Here is an 18,936-nt window from a genome sequence, read left to right on the forward strand (position 1 = left end):
GTGTGCAGCGGTCGGGTTACGCCTTCAGCGGAACCAGACGTGGGGCGATCATGTTTTCCGGACGCAGGATGTCGTTGAGCATCGCTTCGTCCAGCAGCTTCTCTTCACGTACCAGTTCCAGTACGCCGCGGCCGGTTTCCAGGGCAACGCGGGCAATACGGGTGGCGTTTTCATAGCCGATGTACGGGTTCAGGGCGGTGACCAGGCCGATCGAGTGCTCGACCAGTTCACGGCAGCGCTGTTCGTTGGCAGTGATGCCGACGATGCAGTGCTCGCGCAGCATGTCCATGGCGCGCTGGAGCAGGCGGATCGAGTCGAAGATCTTGTAGGCGATCAGCGGTTCCATCACGTTCAGCTGCAGCTGGCCACCTTCGGCGGCGACGGTCAGGGCCAGGTCGTTGCCCATGATGGCGAAGGCGACTTGGTTGACGGCTTCCGGGATGACCGGGTTGACCTTGCCTGGCATGATCGAGCTGCCTGGCTGACGCGCTGGCAGGTTGATTTCGTTGATGCCGGTGCGTGGGCCGCTGGACAGCAGGCGCAGGTCGTTGCAGATCTTCGACAGCTTGACCGCGGTACGCTTGAGCATGCCGGAGAACAGCACGAAGGCGCCCATGTCGGAGGTGGCTTCGATCAGGTCGGCAGCCGGCACCAGCGGTTGGCCGCTGATGGTTGCCAGGCGCTGTACGGCCAGCATTTGGTAGCCCGGGTCGGCGTTGATGCCGGTACCGATGGCAGTACCGCCCAGGTTGATTTCGGTCAGCAGCTCAGGCGCCAGCGAACGCAGACGGTTGAGGTCTTCGGTCATAGTGGTGGCGAAGGCGCGGAATTCCTGGCCCAGGGTCATTGGCACGGCGTCCTGCAGCTGGGTACGGCCCATCTTCAGTACGTGGTCGAATTCCTTGCCCTTGGCCGCGAAGGCCTGGATCAGGCTGTCGAGGCTGGCCAGCAGCGCGTCGTGGCCCAGCAGCAGGCCCAGGCGGATGGCGGTCGGGTAGGCGTCGTTGGTCGATTGCGCCATGTTCACATCGTTGTTGGGGTGCAGGTACTGGTACTCACCCTTCTGGTGGCCCATGGCCTCCAGCGCGATGTTGGCGATGACTTCGTTGGCGTTCATGTTGGTGGAAGTACCAGCACCACCTTGAATCATGTCGACCACGAACTGCTCGTGGTAGTCGCCCTTGATCAGTCGTGCGCAGGCTGCGCTGATCGCGGCATGCTTGGCATCGCTCAAGTGCCCCAGCTCACGGTTGGCGTCAGCAGCTGCCTGCTTGACCATCGCCAGGCCGACTACCAGTTTCGGGTAGTGCGACAGCGGTACACCGGAGAGGTGGAAGTTGTTGGCAGCGCGCAGAGTCTGGATGCCGTAGTAGGCATCGGCAGGGACTTCAAGGGTACCAAGCAGATCTTTTTCGACGCGGAACGATGCAGCGGAGGACATGATGGATATCATCTCGAATTTGACCCGGCACATGCCGGAATGGCGCCAATCCTAGGCCTGAAGCAGATTTTGCGGCCAATGCTGTTGCACGCTAACCTATGCACAAACGGCATAGTGTTTCATGTGACGCCAATTGACATTCGAGCGTGTTCCATTTTGGTGCACGCCGGGAGAGATGCTTCGTGAACCTGGAAAGCAAATGGCTGGAAGACTTCAGTGCGCTGGCCTCCACGCGCAGTTTTTCGCAAGCGGCTGAGCGCCGATTTGTCACCCAGCCAGCCTTCAGCCGGCGCATACGCAGCCTGGAGGCAGCCCTGGGTTTGACGCTGGTGAATCGTTCCCGCACGCCGATCGAACTGACCGAGTCGGGCCAGCTTTTTCTGGTCACCGCGCGCACGGTTGTCGACCAGTTAAGCGAAGTTCTCCGCCACTTGCATCACCTCGAAGGTGGGCAGGGCGAGGTCATCCAGATCGCCGCGGCACACTCCCTGGCATCGGGCTTTTTCCCGCGTTGGGTTGCCCAGTTGCGCAACGATGGTTTGAACATCGCCACCCGTCTGGTTGCGACTAACGTCGGAGATGCGGTGCATGCATTGCGCGAGGGGGGGTGCGACCTGATGCTGGCGTTCTACGACCCTGATGCCGCACTGCAGATGGACGCCGAAATCTTCCCGTCGCTGCACATGGGCACCACTGAAATGCTCCCGGTGTGCGCTGTGGACGGCGACGGCAAACCGTTGTTCGACCTTGAAGGCGACAGCAGCGTGCCCTTGCTCGCCTACAGTGCCGGCGCGTTTCTGGGCCGTTCGGTGAACCTGCTGCTGCGCCAGCGCAACCTGCGCTATACCACTGTTTATGAAACGGCCATGGCTGACAGCCTCAAGAGCATGGCGCTGGAGGGCATGGGCATCGCTTGGGTGCCGCGCTTGTCGATGCGCGGTGAACTGGAGCGGGGCGAACTGGCGATCTGCGGCGCCAGCCAGTGGCACGTGCCGCTGGAAATCCGCCTGTACCGTTGTGCGCTGGTGCGCAAGGCCAATGTGCGCCTGCTGTGGCGCAAGCTGGAGACAGGCGCTCAGGGTGAAGGGGCCATTTGAGGCCTGAGGTGCATGACTGAAGTGGAAACCTCGCCGCCCCGCAAAAAGTTGTCCCGCGAGACAGCTTGCCTTTGATCCGCCAATGTGCATGCGGGGCTGGGCGGTTTACCCATCCGTACGCTATAATCCCGCGCCTTCGGCCAGCCTGGTCGATTCAGAATCCGTATGACAAGCCACGCCGGTCCACCTGCGTGGCTTGTTGCTTTTAGCGCGCCAGAAGGCGCTTGCAGGAGAGGCTCGACGATGAGTGCACTGGTTGGCGTGATCATGGGCTCCAAGTCCGATTGGTCCACCCTTAGCCACACCGCCGATATGCTGGAAAAACTCGGCATTCCCTACGAAGTGAAGGTGGTTTCCGCCCACCGCACCCCGGATCTGCTGTTCCAGTACGCTGAAGAAGCCGAAGGGCGTGGTATCGAGGTGATCATCGCTGGCGCCGGTGGTGCTGCGCACCTGCCAGGCATGTGCGCCGCCAAGACCCACCTGCCGGTGCTGGGCGTGCCGGTGCAGTCGTCGATGCTGTCGGGTGTCGATTCGCTGCTGTCGATCGTGCAGATGCCAGCTGGCGTACCCGTTGCCACCCTGGCCATCGGCCGTGCCGGTGCGATCAACGCCGCGCTGCTGTCGGCGAGCATCCTCGGCGCCAAGTACCCGCACTATCACGCGGCGCTCAAGCAGTTCCGCACCGAGCAGACCGACACCGTGCTGGACAATCCAGACCCACGTCAGGCTTGAGGCTGAACCCATGAAGATCGGTGTAATCGGTGGCGGCCAGCTGGGCCGCATGCTGGCCCTGGCGGGCACTCCGCTGGGCATGAACTTCGCCTTCCTCGACCCGGCGCCGGACGCCTGCGCCGCGCCCTTGGGCGAGCACCTGCGTGCCGACTACGGCGACCAGGACCACCTGCGCCAGCTGGCCGACGAAGTCGACCTGGTGACCTTCGAGTTCGAAAGCGTCCCGGCCGAGACCGTGGCCTTCCTCTCGCAGTTCGTGCCGGTCTACCCGAGTGCCGAAGCCCTGCGCATCGCCCGCGACCGCCTGTTCGAAAAGAGCATGTTCCGCGACCTGGGTATTCCGACCCCGGCCTTCGCCGACATCCTTTCGCAGGCCGACCTTGATGCCGCAGTGGCCAGCATCGGCCTGCCGGCCGTGCTCAAGACCCGTACCCTGGGTTACGACGGCAAGGGCCAGAAGGTCCTGCGCACGCCTGAAGATGTGGTCGATACCTTCGCCGAACTGGGCAGCGTGCCGTGCCTGCTGGAAGGTTTCGTGCCGTTCACCGGCGAAGTGTCGCTGGTGGCCGTGCGTGCCCGCGATGGCGAAACGCGCTTCTACCCGCTGGTGCACAACACCCACGACAGCGGCATCCTGCGCCTGTCGGTGGCCAGCCAGGCGCACCCGCTGCAATCGCTGGCCGAGGACTACGTCGGCCGCGTGCTCAAGCAGCTGGACTACGTCGGTGTGATGGCGTTCGAGTTCTTTGAAGTCGACGGTGGCCTCAAGGCCAACGAAATCGCCCCGCGTGTGCACAACTCCGGGCACTGGACCATCGAAGGCGCCGAGTGCAGCCAGTTCGAGAACCACCTGCGTGCCGTTGCCGGCCTGCCGCTGGGTTCGACCGCCAAGGTCGGCGAGAGCGCCATGCTCAACTTCATCGGTGAAGTGCCTGCGGTGGACAAGGTTGTCGCCATCGACGACTGCCACCTGCACCACTATGGCAAGGCCTTCAAGGTCGGGCGCAAGGTCGGCCACGCCACCCTGCGTTGCCAGGACATGGCCACTCTCGAGCGCAAGATTGCCGAAGTAGAGGCGCTGATCAGCAACTGATCGGGCGGCAAATCGAACTTCTGCAAGCGGCGTGCCCTCTGAACATGGCAACCAGCCAAAGCCGGTCTAGGCTTTGGCTGGCTCCATATTCACTGCAGAGGGATTGCCATGGGCATCATTGGAACCATCTTCATCGGCCTCATCGTCGGCCTGCTGGCCCGCTTCATCAAGCCGGGCGACGACAGCATGGGCTGGATCATGACCATCCTGCTGGGTATTGCCGGCTCCCTGATCGCTACCTATGGCGGCCAGGCACTGGGGATCTATCAGGCCGGGCAGGGGGCGGGCTTCTTTGGCGCGCTGGTCGGTGCCGTGGTCCTGCTGGTGATCTACGGATTCATCAAGAAACGCTGAATAGTGGTTAGAATGCCCGGCAATTCATCCGAGTTGCCGAGCATTGCCATGCGTGCCTTCTTCCTCATTCCCCTGCTTTTGGCCAGCACCCTGGCCCATGCCGAACTGCCTGAAACCGACTGGCTGGAGCTGATGCCCAAGTCGGATCAGAAAGCCCTCGAACAGATGCCCGAGATCGACCACAACTCGCCTGAGGCCATGGGTACCTTCACTGACAAGGGTGGCCTGAAACAGAGCAAGGGCCTGCCGGCGGTGATGTATTCGACCAAGACCGTCGCGGCCATGAACGGCAAGGACATCCGCCTGGGCGGTTACCCGGTGCCGCTGGAGAGCGATGCCAAGGGCAACAGCACACTGTTCTTCCTGGTGCCATACCCGGGGGCCTGCATCCACGTGCCGCCGCCGCCGCCGAACCAGTTGGTGCTGGTGCGTTACCCGAAAGGGCTGAAAATCGACGACATCTACACGCCGTTGTGGGTCAGCGGGACGTTGAAGGTAGAGAAGGTCAGCAATGACCTCGCCGATGCAGCGTATGCGCTGGATGCGGGGAAGGTGAGGGTGGTGGAGGATGCTGATCTTTGAGGTTGCCCACACCGGCCTCTTCGCGGGCTTGCCCCGCGAAGAGGCCGGTAAGTTCGCTGAATCTGCCGAATCAGAGAGCTTCGCTACTGATCGACAAGGTCAACGCAACGCTTTTACCAGGTGCCACCGTCACCACATCATCCCAGACGTTCGCCGTCTCGATGCACAGCATCCGCTGCCAACCTTCATCGGCCATGTCCGGTAGCTCCCTGGCCCGGTCGGTCCAGGGGTTCCAGATCACCGCCGAACGCGAACCCTGGCTGTTCAAGGTGATGCGCCGGTTCCAGTGTGGGTCGACGATACTCAATTGCGCAGGTGTGTTCAGGTAGATGCGGTCGGTCTCATCGGCAAACGTCAGCGCCCCCTGCTGCTGGCGCTGCTCCCAGTCAGCCAGGGTCTCGATGTAACTCAGCCCTTCAACGCCTTCGACCCGAGCCTGGCGCACATCACTGACGGCAAAATAGCTGTGCAGGGCCTGGCTGATGGTGACGGGGGTATTGCCCCTGTTGCGGCTGGTCAGGCTCAGCTCCAGCGCGTCACCCATGACCACCAGCAGCTTCAGCTCGACGTTGTGCGGCCAATCGGGCAAGTCGCCCTGGGCCGCTGGCAGTTCGAATTCGATGCGCAGTGCGCTGCCGGTTTCTTCGATGCCCAACAGCTGCCACTCACGCGTGCGGGCCAACCCATGCGCGGGGGGCTGTTCGCCACGGTACATGCTCTGTACGGCTTGAGGGTTACGCTGCAGATTTCCAAACCACGGCCAGCACACCGGCACGCCGGCGCGCACCGACTTGCCCTTGCTGAAGATCGCCTGATCGCTCAGCCACAGCAATGGCGGCTCGCCAAGGCGCTGATAGCTGAGGATCTGCGCACCCTGCTGGGCGATCAGTAGTTCGGCATGGTCGCTGCTGATGCGCCAGCAGTTGAGTTCGCCGTGTTGCTCGGTTTCGACCTTGTAGGTAGCCATTGCGCTCGTCTCATTGATTGCCTGTGGGCCTTCGACCCGGTGACGTGCAATGAGTTTACCGCGCGTGTGGCTCAGCGACGAGGCACCGAGCGGGTGCGGCCACTGCCATCGATGGCGACGAACACGAACGCGGCTTCGGTGACCTTGCGCCATTCGCTGGACAACGGGTCGTCGCTCCACACTTCGACCATCATCTGGATCGAGCTGCGGCCGATTTCCAGGGTTTGGGTATAGAAGGACAGTTGCGCGCCCACGGCCACCGGCACCAGGAAGGCCATGCGGTCGATGGCCACCGTGGCCACTCGGCCGCCCGCGACGCGGCTGGCCATTGCGGTGCCGGCCAGGTCCATCTGGGCGACCAGCCAGCCGCCAAAGATGTCACCGAAACCATTGGTTTCGCGGGGCAACGCAGTGATCTGCAAGGCCAGGTCGCCTTGCGGGATAGGGTCTTCTTGTTCGAGCTCAATCATGCGGTGGGGCCTCTGACCCGTGACGCTTTCGTTGGTGTGGCGCAAAGGCCGGGTAAACGATTCAGCTTGAAACATACTACGCCGATTTCGTTTCGCGGGACGGCCGTAGGGAAACTCTGCGAAACCGTCTGACATCAAGACCGGCGTTTTCGCACAACATCCCACATAGGCGGCAACCTTTTCCTACGAACGGCCAGTATATATAGCCAATCGCTCAGCGACGACCGCGCATTCATGAATATCTGTATGGATTTTGTATCGCTTTCAGCACGGCTAGGCAATTTGCTATCTTCGCCTGTCCGAGCAATCCAGAAGCCGCGTGCCAAGCGGCCTGCATTACCTACAAGAGAAAAACGAGCGATGACCTCCGTGCCGAGCAGTATCGAGCAGCCCTCGCGGCCGCTGACCCGCAGTGACTACAAGACCCTCTCACTGTCCGCCCTCGGCGGAGCCCTGGAGTTCTACGACTTCATCATCTTCGTGTTCTTCGCCACGGTGGTCGGCAAGCTGTTCTTCCCGCCCGACATGCCTGAGTGGCTACGCCTGATGCAGACCTTCGGCATTTTCGCCGCCGGCTATCTGGCGCGGCCTCTGGGCGGCATCATCATGGCCCACTTCGGCGACCTGCTGGGGCGCAAGAAGATGTTCACCCTGAGCATTTTCATGATGGCCCTGCCGACGCTGATCATGGGTTTGCTGCCCACGTATGCACAGATCGGCCTGTGGGCGCCGGTCCTGCTGCTGCTGATGCGCGTGATCCAGGGCGCGGCGATTGGCGGTGAGGTGCCGGGCGCCTGGGTGTTCGTCTCCGAGCATGTGCCGGCGCGCAACACCGGTTACGCCTGCGGCACCCTGACCGCCGGCCTGACCGCGGGCATTTTGCTCGGTTCGCTGGTGGCGACGCTGATCAACAGCGTCTACAGCGTGGAAGAAGTGGCTGATTACGCCTGGCGTATCCCGTTCCTGCTCGGCGGTGTGTTCGGCCTGTTCTCGGTGTACCTGCGCCGGTGGCTGCACGAAACCCCGGTATTCGCCGAGATGCAGCAGCGCAAGGCACTGGCCGAAGAGCTGCCGCTGCGCGCCGTGCTGCGTGATCACCGCGGCCCGATCATCCTGTCGATGCTGCTGACCTGGATGCTCTCGGCGGGCATCGTGGTGGTCATCCTGATGACCCCGGCGTTGCTGCAAAGCATCTACCACGTCAGCCCGACCGACTCGCTGAAGGCCAACAGCCTGGCGATCGTGCTGCTCAGCCTCGGCTGCATCGGCTCCGGCAGCCTGGCCGACCGCTTTGGTGCAGGCCGCGTGTTCGTGATCGGCAGCCTGCTGCTGCTGGTGACGTCCTGGACCTTCTACCACAGCCTGCCGACCCACCCCGAACTGCTGTTCCCGCTGTATGCCATCACCGGCCTGTGCGTGGGCGTGATCGGCGCCGTGCCTTATGTGATGGTCAAGGCGTTCCCGGCAGCGGTGCGTTTCAGCGGCCTGTCGTTCTCCTACAACGTGGCCTATGCCATCTTCGGCGGCCTGACGCCGATGGTGGTGACGGCGCTGCTGAAGGTCAGCCCGATGGCGCCTGCCTATTATGTAGCCGGCCTGTGCGCCGTCGGCCTGCTGGTCGGGCTGTACTTGCTGGCGAAAAAGCGCTGACCCTATCCGCCAACGCTCCCGCAACATCGTTAAAGGCCATCCTGGATTTCCAGTGATGGCCTTTCATCCAATTGTCACATTGGGGTCATATCGTGTTCATGCGGCCTGCAGATACTTGGGCCCGTTCCATCCAACACCCCCAATATTCCTGCTAGGAGCAAGGCATGAAACTGAAGCGTTTGATGGCGGCCCTCACCTTCGCCGCCGCTGGCGTTGCAACCGCCAATGCGGTAGCCGCTGTCGACCCAGCAATCCCGAGCTACACCAAGACCACCGGTGTTTCGGGCAACCTCTCCAGCGTCGGTTCGGACACCCTCGCCAACCTGATGACTCTGTGGGCCGAGGCCTACAAGAAGGAATATCCGAACGTAAACATCCAGATCCAGGCGGCCGGCTCCTCCACCGCGCCACCCGCGCTGACCGAAGGCACCGCCAACCTCGGCCCAATGAGCCGCAAGATGAAGGACGTCGAGCTGCAGGCCTTCGAGCAGAAGTACGGCTACAAGCCTACCGCCATCCCGGTCGCCGTCGACGCCCTGGCCGTGTTCGTGCACAAGGACAACCCGATCAAAGGCCTGACCATGGCCCAGGTCGATGCGATCTTCTCCTCGACCCGCCTGTGCGGTGCCAAGGCCGACGTGAAAACCTGGGGCGACCTGGGTGTGACCGGCGACCTGGCCAACAAGCCCGTGCAGTTGTTCGGCCGTAACTCGGTATCGGGTACCTACGGCTACTTCAAGGAAGAAGCCCTGTGCAAAGGCGACTTCAAGCCTAACGTCAATGAACAGCCTGGCTCGGCTTCGGTCGTGCAGTCGATCAGCTCCTCGCTGAACGGCATCGGCTACTCGGGTATCGGTTACAAGACCGCCAGCGTCAAGACCGTGGCCCTGGCCAAGAAAGAAGGCGGTGAGTTCGTAGAAGACAACGAAGCCAACGCCCTGAACGGCACCTACCCGCTGTCGCGCTTCCTCTACGTTTACGTCAACAAGGCCCCGAACAAGCCTCTGGCCCCGCTGGAAGCCGAGTTCGTCAAGCTGGTGCTGTCGCAAGCAGGCCAGCAGGTTGTGGTGAAGGATGGCTACATCCCGCTGCCGGCCAAAGTGGTCGACAAGACCCTGGCTGACCTGGGCCTGTCCCACGCCGGCAACGTTGCAAAGAAGTAAGTAACTGAGGAGGAGGCCGGCACTGACGCTGGCCTTTTCCACGAATACTCGGTCCGAAGCCAGGGCGCCTGGCGGCGGGCTTTTTTGCGTCAACTCACTGTCATGTTTTTGTCATACGGGACCGCTAGGGTGTGCGCATGAATGATCTGGCCAATTCCACAATGACCCCAAATTCCCCGCCCGTGCGGATTGACTTCAATACGCCCGAGTTGCAACGCAAGCGCCGCATGCGCGCGCTCAAGGATCGCCTGACCCGCTGGTATGTCCTGGTAGGCGGGCTTGCCGTGCTGGCAGCCATCACCCTGATCTTCTTCTACCTGGCCTATGTGGTCCTGCCACTGTTCCAGGGCGCCGAGCTGACCAGCAAGAAAGCCCTGGAGCCGACCTGGCTGCAGCAGGATGCCGGCAAGCCGCTGATGATCGCCCTTGAAGAGCAGAACCTGGTCGGCATGCGTGTTTCGGACAAGGGGCAGGCGCTGTTCTTCGATACCAAGACCGGTAACGAACTCAAGCGCGTCGACCTGCCGCTGCCAGCAGGTACCCAGGTCAGTTCGATCAGCACCGACCAGCCGGGTAGCCCGATGGTGGTGCTGGGCTTGTCCAACGGCAAGGCGCTGGTGTTTCACCACACCTACAAGATCACTTACCCGGACAACAAGAAAACCATCACCCCTGGCGTCGACTATCCATACGGCGAGGAGCCGTTCGTGCTTGACGACCAGGGCCGTGCGCTGGAGCACGTCAGCGTCAACGTCAATGGCGACAGCCTGGTGCTGGCCGGCTCCACCGGCGCGCACCTGCAGGTCATCGAGCTGACCCGCACTGAAAACATGATGACCGAAGAGGTCACCACCGAGCAGAACCGCATCGAGCTGCCGCAGATGACCGAGGTGGTGAAGAACATCTTCATCGACCCGCGCCAGCAGTGGCTGTACGTGATCAACGGGCGTGCCACCGCAGACGTCTTCAGCCTGCGCGACAAGAGCCTCAATGGCCGCTACAAGCTGTCCGAGAACGCCGACACCGAGATCACCGCCACGGCGCAACTGGTCGGCGGTATCTCGCTGATCATCGGTGACTCCAAAGGCGGCCTGGCCCAGTGGTTCATGGCCCGCGACCCGGACGGCGAATCGCGCTTCAAGCAGATTCGTACCTTCCAGATGGGCAAGGCGCCGGTCGTGCAGATCGATGCCGAAGAGCGCCGCAAGGGCTTCATCGCCCTGGACAGCGACGGCCAGCTCGGCGTGTTCCACAGCACCGCGCACCGCACCCTGCTGGTCGAGCCTGCTGCCGAAGGCCCCGGCATCCTGGCCCTGTCGCCACGTGCCAACCGCATCATCATCGAAGAAGGCGGCAAGCTGCTGCCACTGAGCCTGAAGAACCCGCACCCGGAAGTGTCCTTCAGTGCTCTGTGGGGCAAGGTCTGGTACGAGAACTACGACGAGCCCAAGTACGTCTGGCAATCGACCGCTTCGAACACCGACTTCGAGCCCAAGCTGAGCCTGTCGCCCCTGACCTTCGGTACCCTCAAGGCCGCGTTCTACGCGATGATCCTGGCGGCCCCGCTGGCCATTGCCGCCGCCATCTACACCGCCTATTTCATGGCCCCGGGCATGCGCCGCAAGGTCAAGCCGGTGATCGAGCTGATGGAGGCGATGCCGACGGTGATCCTCGGCTTCTTCGCCGGCCTGTTCCTGGCGCCCTACCTGGAAGGTCACCTGCCGGGCGTGTTCAGCCTGTTCCTGCTGATGCCGTTCGGCATCCTGCTGGCGGGCTTCACCTGGAGCCGCCTGCCGGAGTCACTGCGCCTGCGCGTCCCGGATGGTTGGGAGGCCGCGATCCTGATCCCGGTGATCCTGTTCACCGGCTGGTTCGCCCTGACCATGAGCCCCTACCTGGAAACCTGGTTCTTCGGCGGTGACATGCGCCTGTGGATCACCAACGACCTGGGGATCACCTACGACCAGCGCAACGCTTTGGTAGTGGGTATCGCGATGGGCTTCGCGGTCATCCCGAACATCTACTCGATCGCCGAAGACGCCGTGTTCAGCGTGCCGCGCAGCCTAACCCTGGGCTCCCTGGCCCTGGGTGCGACGCCGTGGCAGACGTTGACCCGCGTGGTCATCCTCACCGCCAGCCCGGGTATCTTCTCGGCACTGATGATCGGCATGGGCCGTGCGGTGGGTGAGACCATGATCGTGCTCATGGCCACCGGCAACACCCCGGTGATGGAGATGAACCTGTTCGAAGGCATGCGCACCCTGGCCGCCAACGTGGCGGTGGAAATGCCCGAATCCGAAGTCGGCGGCAGCCACTACCGTGTGCTGTTCCTCGCCGCACTCGTGCTGCTGATGTTCACCTTCATCATGAACACCTTGGCCGAGCTGATTCGCCAGCGTCTGCGCAAGAAATACTCGTCGCTTTGATAGAAAGGTAGAGATCCGTGAAAAAGGATTCCCTCAAAGGCTGGTTCAAGAGCGGCGCCCCAGGCGTCTGGATCAGCGGTGGCGCGGTCGCCATGGCGGTGATCATGACCGTCGGCCTGCTGGCGGTGATCGCCGTGCGCGGCCTCGGCCACTTCTGGCCGGCCGACCTGGTCCAGGCCACCTACAAAGTGCCGGGCCAGGCAGACCACATCGTCATCGGTGAAGTGGTACAGAAGGAAGAAGTCCCGCGCGCGCGCCTGAAGGGTGCTGGCTTGCCAGTGCCGGACCAAGGCCCTAAGTTCATGACCCGCGAGCTGATCAAGGTAGGTAACCGCGACCTCAACGGCAGCGACTTCACCTGGGTGGTCGGCGACTGGCTGGTCGATGAGCAGCGCCCGGCCGAGCTGATCGCCCTGGAGCGCCGCGAGTGGGGCAACTTCTACGGTTATCTGGTCAGCGTGAAGGAAGACGGCCGCGTGGTTGCCCAAGGCCCTGCTGCCTGGAACGAACTGCAAACCCGCCTCAAGCGTGCCAACCAGCTCAACGGCGAGCTGCAGCAGCTTGAGAAGAAAGACATCGGTGCCATCAACCATGGCCTGGAACGGCTGCGCCTGCAAAGCCGTAAGCTGGAGCTGGACGGCAAACTGGACGCAGCTGCCCAGGCCGACATGGACGCCGAACGTGCCGAGCTGAACAGCCGCTACAAGGCCATCGAAGACCGCCTCAGCGGCCTGCACCAGGCCTTCGCCCGCGACAGCCTGGTGGCCCGGGACGGCAACGGCCGCGAAGTGGAGATCAACCTGAGCAAGGTGGTGCACGCCATCCAGCCGAACGGCATGTCCGCGCTGACCAAGATGGGCACCTACTTCGCCAAGGTGTGGGAGTTCCTCAGCGACGACCCGCGTGAAGCGAACACCGAGGGGGGGATCTTCCCGGCCATCTTCGGTACCGTGATGATGACCCTGATCATGGCCGTGATCGTCACCCCGTTCGGCGTGCTGGCGGCCGTGTACCTGCGCGAATACGCCCGGCAAGGCCCGGTGACGCGGCTGATCCGCATCGCCGTGAACAACCTGGCGGGCGTCCCGGCCATCGTTTACGGCGTGTTCGGCCTGGGCTTCTTCGTGTATGTGCTGGGTGGCTCGATCGACCGCCTGTTCTTCCCCGAATCGCTGCCGGCGCCTACCCTGGGTACCCCGGGCCTGCTGTGGGCATCGCTGACCCTGGCGCTGCTGGCGGTGCCGGTGGTGATCGTGGCTACCGAAGAAGGCCTGGCGCGTATCCCACGCACCGTGCGTGAGGGTTCGCTGGCGCTGGGCGCGACCAAGGCCGAGACACTGTGGAAGATCGTGCTGCCAATGGCCAGCCCGGCGATGATGACCGGCATGATCCTCGCTGTGGCCCGCGCCGCCGGTGAGGTGGCGCCGCTGATGCTGGTCGGTGTGGTGAAGCTGGCGCCGTCGCTGCCGCTGGATGGCAACTACCCGTACCTGCACCTGGACCAGAAGATCATGCACCTGGGCTTCCACATCTACGACGTCGGCTTCCAGAGCCCCAACGTCGAGGCCGCGCGGCCGCTGGTTTATGCCACCGCGCTGCTGCTGGTGATGGTGATCGCCACCCTCAACCTCTCGGCGGTGTGGATCCGTAACCACCTGCGCGAGAAGTACAAGGCGCTCGACCACTGAGCCTGATGTGCAAGCGTGCCGCCCGCAGCCGGGCGGCCCTTTGAAACGAATTGATAGCGTATGGAGTTGACCATGCAGCAAGAATCCCACACCCACGGCATCGACATGTCTGCCCTGGGCCGCGACAAGCAGGGCCTGCGCCTGGCCGAAGAAACCGTGGCCATCGAAGTACCGGGCCTGAGCCTGTTCTACGGCGACAAACAAGCGTTGTTCGACGTCAGCCTGAACATCCCCAAGCAGCGCGTGACCGCTTTCATCGGCCCGTCCGGCTGCGGCAAGTCGACCCTGCTGCGCACGTTCAACCGCATGAACGACCTGGTGGACGGCTGCCGCGTGGAAGGCGCCATCAACCTGTACGGCAACAACATCTACCGCAAGGGCGAGGACGTGGCAGAGCTGCGCCGCCGCGTGGGCATGGTGTTCCAGAAGCCCAACCCGTTCCCCAAGACCATCTACGAGAACGTGGTCTATGGCCTGCGTATCCAGGGCATCAACAAGAAGCGCGTGCTCGACGAGGCCGTCGAGTGGGCACTGAAGGGCGCGGCCCTGTGGGATGAGGTCAAGGACCGCCTGCACGACTCGGCACTGGGTTTGTCCGGCGGCCAGCAGCAGCGTCTGGTGATTGCCCGTACCATCGCCGTCGAGCCTGAAGTCCTGCTGCTCGACGAACCGTGCTCGGCACTCGACCCGATCTCGACGCTGAAGGTCGAAGAGCTGATCTACGAACTGAAATCCAAGTACACCATCGTTATCGTCACCCACAACATGCAGCAGGCGGCCCGTGTTTCGGACTACACCGCGTTCATGTACATGGGCAAACTGGTCGAATTCGGTGATACCGACACCCTGTTCACCAACCCGGCGAAGAAGCAGACCGAAGACTACATCACCGGTCGCTACGGCTAGGAACCGCGCCCAGCAGGCGCGGGGGCCAGGGAACGACACGAACTACTTGAAGCTTGCAGCTTCTTCGCGGAGCGAAACGATGATCAACAAAGAAAGCCTGACGCACCACATTTCCCAGCAGTTCAACGCCGAGCTCGAAGAGGTGCGCAGCCACCTCCTGGCCATGGGCGGCCTGGTCGAGAAGCAGGTCAACGACGCGGTCACCGCGCTGATCGAGGCCGACTCGGGCCTGGCCCAGCAGGTGCGTGAAGTGGACGAGCAGATCAACCAGATGGAGCGCAACATCGACGAGGAATGCGTGCGCATCCTCGCCCGTCGCCAACCGGCGGCCTCCGACCTGCGCCTGATCATCAGCATCTCCAAGTCGGTGATCGACCTGGAACGCATCGGTGACGAGTCGACCAAGATCGCCCGCCGCGCCATCCAACTGTGCGAGGAAGGTGAGTCGCCGCGCGGTTACGTCGAGGTTCGCCACATCGGTGACCAGGTGCGCAACATGGTGCGCGACGCGCTCGACGCCTTTGCCCGCTTCGACGCCGACCTGGCGCTGTCGGTAGCCCAATACGACAAGACCATCGACCGCGAGTACAAGACCGCGCTGCGTGAGCTGGTGACCTACATGATGGAAGACCCGCGCTCGATCTCGCGGGTACTGAGCGTCATCTGGGCCCTGCGTTCGCTGGAGCGTATCGGCGACCACGCGCGCAACATCTCGGAACTGGTGATCTACCTGGTGCGCGGCACCGACGTGCGCCACATGGGCCTCAAGCGCATGAAGGCGGAAGTTCAGGGCACTGCGGTCGATGAGGCCGAAATCGCTAATGTTCCGGCTGAACCGGACGATAAATAAGATTGCTCCCGAGCATCGACGCCCGGCCTTGGCCGGGCGTTTTCGTTTGCGCCAGAGCAGTCAGCAGGCACCCGCGAACGATGCAAAGAAGTCCCGGCGTGGCCCAGTATTTGGCAAATGGCCACCAATCGGCGGTAGGCTAGTCCGGGTTCAAGAGGAGTATCGATGAGTAAAGTCAATGTGCTGGTCGTGGATGACGCGCCGTTCATCCGTGATCTGGTAAGGAAGTGCCTGCGTAATGCCTTCCCGGGCATGGTCATCGAAGACGCGGTCAACGGCCGCAAGGCCATGACCTTGTTGGCCAAGGAGGAGTTCGACCTGGTCCTGTGCGACTGGGAGATGCCGGAGATGTCCGGCCTGGAACTGCTGACCTGGTGCCGCCAGCAGCCCGAGATGAAGAACCTGCAGTTCATCATGGTGACCAGCCGTGGCGACAAGGAGAACGTGATCCAGGCCATTCAGGCCGGCGTCTCCGACTTCGTCGGCAAGCCGTTCACCAACGAACAGCTGCTGACCAAGGTGAAGAAAGCCCTGACCAAGATCGGCAAGCTGGAAAGCCTGATGGCCGGTGGCCCGGCGCGGGTCAATTCGGCATTCGCCAACGATTCGTTGAGCGCGTTGACCGGCGGCAAGCCCGAAGCGGTCAAGGTCGCAGCGCCCGCTGCTGCTGCGGCCAAACCGTTGATCAACGCACCGCAACCGCAGACGGCGGCGGCAGCTGCTGCGCAGTCCGGCCGTGGTCAAGGCCAGCTGCGCCTGTCCAGCGGCACCCAGCCTTGCGTGATCAAGGCGCTGAGCCTGAAAGAAGCGCTGCTGGTGGTGCGTCGCAGTGCTGCGTTGCCACAGGTACTCGAAGGTGCCGTACTCGATCTGGAGCAGGGCGAGAACGCGGAGGTGGCCCGCCTGAACGGTTACCTGCATGCCATCGCGGCACTGGAGCCAAAGCCGGAAAGCGACTGGTTGCAGCTGACCTTCAAGTTCGTCGACCAGGATGCGCAGAAGCTTGATTACCTGTCGCGGCTGATTGCCCGCGGCACCGCGCAGAAGCACTTCACGCCTGGCGCCTAGTTCAGCGATACACCAAACCCTATGGACGCGGGTGAGCCCGCTCCCATAGGGTCCGCGGTGGTCTTCCGACCAACTGTCATACCGCTCTCGAATCCCGCTGCTAGGCTTCGACAGAACATCACTGTCAAAAAGCCACTATCATGCCCGCCACCGCCCGCTTGCTGCTGTTGTGTGCCTTGCTTTCGGCGTCGGCGTCGAGCGTGGGCATGACCCTCTACAAGACCACCGACAATTTCGGCGTGGCCTCCTACTCCGAACGCCCAAGCCCAGGCGCCAAGGCTTTCGAACTGCGAGAGCCGATGTTCGAACGCCTGGACGGCCAGGTGCGCCTGCAGACCGAGCCGTTCCCCGGGGGCGTGCGCTTCATGGTGCGCAACGAGCTGTACGTGCCGATGCAGGTCGAGTTGCGCATCGACCGGCTGGCCAATGCCTTTGGCGGCAATGCCCCGCGCACCGTGCGGGCTGTGGTCGGGCCGCGCTCGACCAAGGTGCTCAGCTCGGTGCTGGCGGCCCCTGGCGGGCCGCTCAGGTACACCAGCAACTTCCAGTACGCCATGGGCGACCCCGGCCAGCGTTCACAGGCCTATCGTTATCCCTTCCCGTGGAAGGGTGGCCCCTTCCGCCTGAGCCAGGGGCCCAACGGCCGTTTCAGCCATTTCGGTCCCAAAGGCCGCTACGCCATGGACATTGCCATGCCGGAGGGCACGCCGATCATTGCGGCGCGGGGTGGGATGGTAGTGAAGGTCGAGAACAACCAGAGCGGGCGAGGGACCAACCCCTCCGGCAATTTCGTGCGCATTCTGCACCCTGACGGGACCATGGGTGTGTACCTGCACCTGTCGCGCGGCTCGGTGGTGGTGGCGGAGGGGCAGCAGGTGGCGTTGGGGCAGGCGCTGGCGAAGTCGGGCAATACCGGCAACAGCAGTGGGCCGCACTTGCACTTCGTGGTACAGCGCAACGTGGGGCTGGCGCTGGAGTCGATACCGTTCCAGTTCGATCGGCCGATTGGCGGGATGCCGGACTTTACGGCCGGCAACCCTTGAGGACGGTCAGTCGAGCTTGAGCACCTTGGCCAGCACGATCTTAGGCCCTTTCATCTTCTTGATGATGATGCGCAGGCCTTCGACTTCCAGCACTTCCTCTTCTTCAGGCACGCGCTTGAGGGTTTCGTAGATCAGCCCGGCCAGGGTTTCCGCCTCGATGTGGTCAAGGTCGATGCCCAGCAGGCGCTCCACCTTGAACAGCGGTGTGTCGCCACGCACCAGCAGCTTGCCCGGTTGGTAGGCCAGGATGCCGCGCTCGGTCTTGCGGTGTTCGTCCTGAATGTCGCCCACCAGCACTTCCAGCACGTCTTCCATGGTCAGGTAGCCGATTACCTTACCGTCAGCTTCCTCGACCAGCACGAAGTGCGCGCCACCCTTGCGGAACTGTTCCAGCAACTGGGACAGGGGCATGTGCCGCGAGACACGCTCCAGTGGGCGAGCCAGGTCTTCGAGGTCGACGGTTTCCGGCAGGTGCTCGAGTTCGGCCAGCTCCAGCAGCAGGTCCTTGATGTGCAGCAGCCCGGTGAATTCCTCCCGATCGGCGTCGTACAGCGGGTAGCGGCTGAACTTGTGGCGGCGCACCAGGGCGAGGATCTCCTTGAGCGGCGCATGGGCGTCGATGCTGACCATGTCCTCACGCGAGTTGGCCCAGTCGACCACTTCCAGTTCGCCCATTTCCACGGCTGAGGCCAGCACGCGCATGCCCTGGTCGCTTGGGTCCTGGCCACGGCTGGAGTGCAGGATCAGCTTGAGCTCTTCGCGGCTGTAGTGGTGCTCGTGGTGCGGGCCGGGCTCGCCCTGGCCGGCGATGCGCAGGATGGTGTTGGCGCTGGCGTTGAGCAGGTAGATGGCCGGGTACATCAGCCAGTAGAACAGGTACAGCGGCACAGCCGTCCACAGCGACAGCAGTTCGGGCTTGCGGATTGCCCACGACTTGGGCGCCAGCTCACCGACCACGATGTGCAGGTACGAGATGACGAAGAAGGCCACGAAGAACGACACGGCCTTGATCAGCTCGGGTGTGTCGACGCCGAAGTAGGCCAGCAGCGGCTCGAGCAGGTGGGCGAAGGCTGGCTCGCCGACCCAGCCCAGGCCCAGCGACGCGAGGGTGATGCCCAGCTGGCAGGCTGACAGGTAGGCGTCGAGCTGGTTGTGTACCTTGCGCAGGATGCTGCCGCGCCAGCCGTGCTGTTCGGCAATGGACTCGACGCGCGTGGAGCGCAGCTTGACCATGGCGAACTCGGCGGCAACGAAGAAGCCGTTGAGCAGCACCAGGAACAAGGCAAAAAGGATCATGCCGAAATCGGCGAAGAGCGAGGTGAGGCTGATACCAGGGGAAGGGTCCATGATGGATTTTTTACGGGGTCCGTCTTAGAAAAGGTAGAAAGAAAAGTGCCAGCGTT

Annotated in this window: 17 protein-coding genes; 13 read left to right on the forward strand and 4 right to left on the reverse strand. The window is 62.9% G+C overall.

The features are described 5' to 3' along the window. Positions 1-16: 16 nt before the first annotated feature. Positions 17-1,441, reverse strand: coding sequence for an aspartate ammonia-lyase (gene aspA / locus ACIPIJ_RS15470; RefSeq protein ID WP_400801580.1), 1,425 nt, complete (start codon positions 1,439-1,441; stop codon positions 17-19). Between the two features lie 182 nt (positions 1,442-1,623). Between aspA and ACIPIJ_RS15475 the strand changes: the two genes are divergently transcribed. The 5 genes from ACIPIJ_RS15475 (at position 1,624) to ACIPIJ_RS15495 (ending at position 5,302) form a co-directional block, all read left to right on the forward strand. Continuing rightward, a complete protein-coding gene (locus ACIPIJ_RS15475; protein WP_401077924.1) occupies positions 1,624-2,538 on the forward strand; it encodes a LysR substrate-binding domain-containing protein in 915 nt (304 codons plus the stop codon). Positions 2,539-2,781: 243 nt separating this feature from the next. Further along, a complete protein-coding gene (purE, locus tag ACIPIJ_RS15480; RefSeq protein ID WP_401077927.1) occupies positions 2,782-3,273 on the forward strand; it encodes a 5-(carboxyamino)imidazole ribonucleotide mutase in 492 nt (163 codons plus the stop codon). Between the two features lie 10 nt (positions 3,274-3,283). After that, positions 3,284-4,366: a 5-(carboxyamino)imidazole ribonucleotide synthase gene (locus ACIPIJ_RS15485; protein WP_401077929.1), complete on the forward strand. Its 1,083-nt coding sequence runs from the start codon at positions 3,284-3,286 to the stop codon at positions 4,364-4,366. Between the two features lie 108 nt (positions 4,367-4,474). Further along, entirely contained in the window at positions 4,475-4,720 is a 246-nt protein-coding gene (locus ACIPIJ_RS15490) for a GlsB/YeaQ/YmgE family stress response membrane protein (RefSeq protein ID WP_401077932.1), read from the forward strand. 48 nt (positions 4,721-4,768) lie between these two features. Further along, the gene (locus ACIPIJ_RS15495; RefSeq protein ID WP_401078953.1) at positions 4,769-5,302 is read left to right on the forward strand and encodes a DUF3299 domain-containing protein; all 534 of its coding nucleotides are present in this window, start codon (positions 4,769-4,771) and stop codon (positions 5,300-5,302) included. Between the two features lie 70 nt (positions 5,303-5,372). Here ACIPIJ_RS15495 and ACIPIJ_RS15500 read toward each other — a convergent pair whose 3' ends face one another. Further along, positions 5,373-6,269, reverse strand: a complete 897-nt coding sequence (locus tag ACIPIJ_RS15500) for a D-hexose-6-phosphate mutarotase (protein WP_401077935.1) — start codon at positions 6,267-6,269, stop codon at positions 5,373-5,375. Between the two features lie 71 nt (positions 6,270-6,340). Further along, entirely contained in the window at positions 6,341-6,739 is a 399-nt protein-coding gene (locus tag ACIPIJ_RS15505) for an acyl-CoA thioesterase (RefSeq protein ID WP_012274860.1), read from the reverse strand. A 360-nt stretch (positions 6,740-7,099) separates the two neighbouring features. Between ACIPIJ_RS15505 and ACIPIJ_RS15510 the strand changes: the two genes are divergently transcribed. The 8 genes from ACIPIJ_RS15510 (at position 7,100) to ACIPIJ_RS15545 (ending at position 17,533) form a co-directional block, all read left to right on the forward strand. Next, positions 7,100-8,389, forward strand: coding sequence for an MFS transporter (locus tag ACIPIJ_RS15510; protein ID WP_401077938.1), 1,290 nt, complete (start codon positions 7,100-7,102; stop codon positions 8,387-8,389). 164 nt (positions 8,390-8,553) lie between these two features. Further along, positions 8,554-9,552, forward strand: a complete 999-nt coding sequence (locus ACIPIJ_RS15515) for a phosphate ABC transporter substrate-binding protein PstS (RefSeq protein WP_401077941.1) — start codon at positions 8,554-8,556, stop codon at positions 9,550-9,552. Positions 9,553-9,689: 137 nt separating this feature from the next. Further along, entirely contained in the window at positions 9,690-11,978 is a 2,289-nt protein-coding gene (locus ACIPIJ_RS15520; protein ID WP_401077943.1) for a phosphate ABC transporter permease, read from the forward strand. A gap of 17 nt (positions 11,979-11,995) precedes the next feature. After that, positions 11,996-13,666, forward strand: a complete 1,671-nt coding sequence (gene pstA, locus ACIPIJ_RS15525) for a phosphate ABC transporter permease PstA (protein WP_401077946.1) — start codon at positions 11,996-11,998, stop codon at positions 13,664-13,666. 72 nt (positions 13,667-13,738) lie between these two features. After that, positions 13,739-14,572, forward strand: a complete 834-nt coding sequence (gene pstB / locus ACIPIJ_RS15530) for a phosphate ABC transporter ATP-binding protein PstB (protein WP_401077948.1) — start codon at positions 13,739-13,741, stop codon at positions 14,570-14,572. Between the two features lie 79 nt (positions 14,573-14,651). Beyond that, positions 14,652-15,422 carry a phosphate signaling complex protein PhoU gene (gene phoU / locus ACIPIJ_RS15535; protein ID WP_401077950.1) on the forward strand — a complete coding sequence of 257 codons (771 nt, stop codon included), beginning with the start codon at positions 14,652-14,654 and terminating at the stop codon, positions 15,420-15,422. 165 nt (positions 15,423-15,587) lie between these two features. Continuing rightward, positions 15,588-16,490, forward strand: coding sequence for a response regulator (locus ACIPIJ_RS15540; protein WP_401077952.1), 903 nt, complete (start codon positions 15,588-15,590; stop codon positions 16,488-16,490). 140 nt (positions 16,491-16,630) lie between these two features. Further along, the gene (locus ACIPIJ_RS15545; RefSeq protein WP_401077955.1) at positions 16,631-17,533 is read left to right on the forward strand and encodes a M23 family metallopeptidase; all 903 of its coding nucleotides are present in this window, start codon (positions 16,631-16,633) and stop codon (positions 17,531-17,533) included. 6 nt (positions 17,534-17,539) lie between these two features. Here ACIPIJ_RS15545 and ACIPIJ_RS15550 read toward each other — a convergent pair whose 3' ends face one another. Continuing rightward, complete coding sequence (locus ACIPIJ_RS15550; RefSeq protein ID WP_401077958.1) at positions 17,540-18,880, reverse strand: hemolysin family protein; 1,341 nt, start codon at positions 18,878-18,880, stop codon at positions 17,540-17,542. Between the last annotated feature and the right edge of the window lie 56 nt (positions 18,881-18,936).

Source organism: Pseudomonas sp. NPDC087185, assembly GCF_044744955.1.
Classification (GTDB): domain Bacteria; phylum Pseudomonadota; class Gammaproteobacteria; order Pseudomonadales; family Pseudomonadaceae; genus Aquipseudomonas.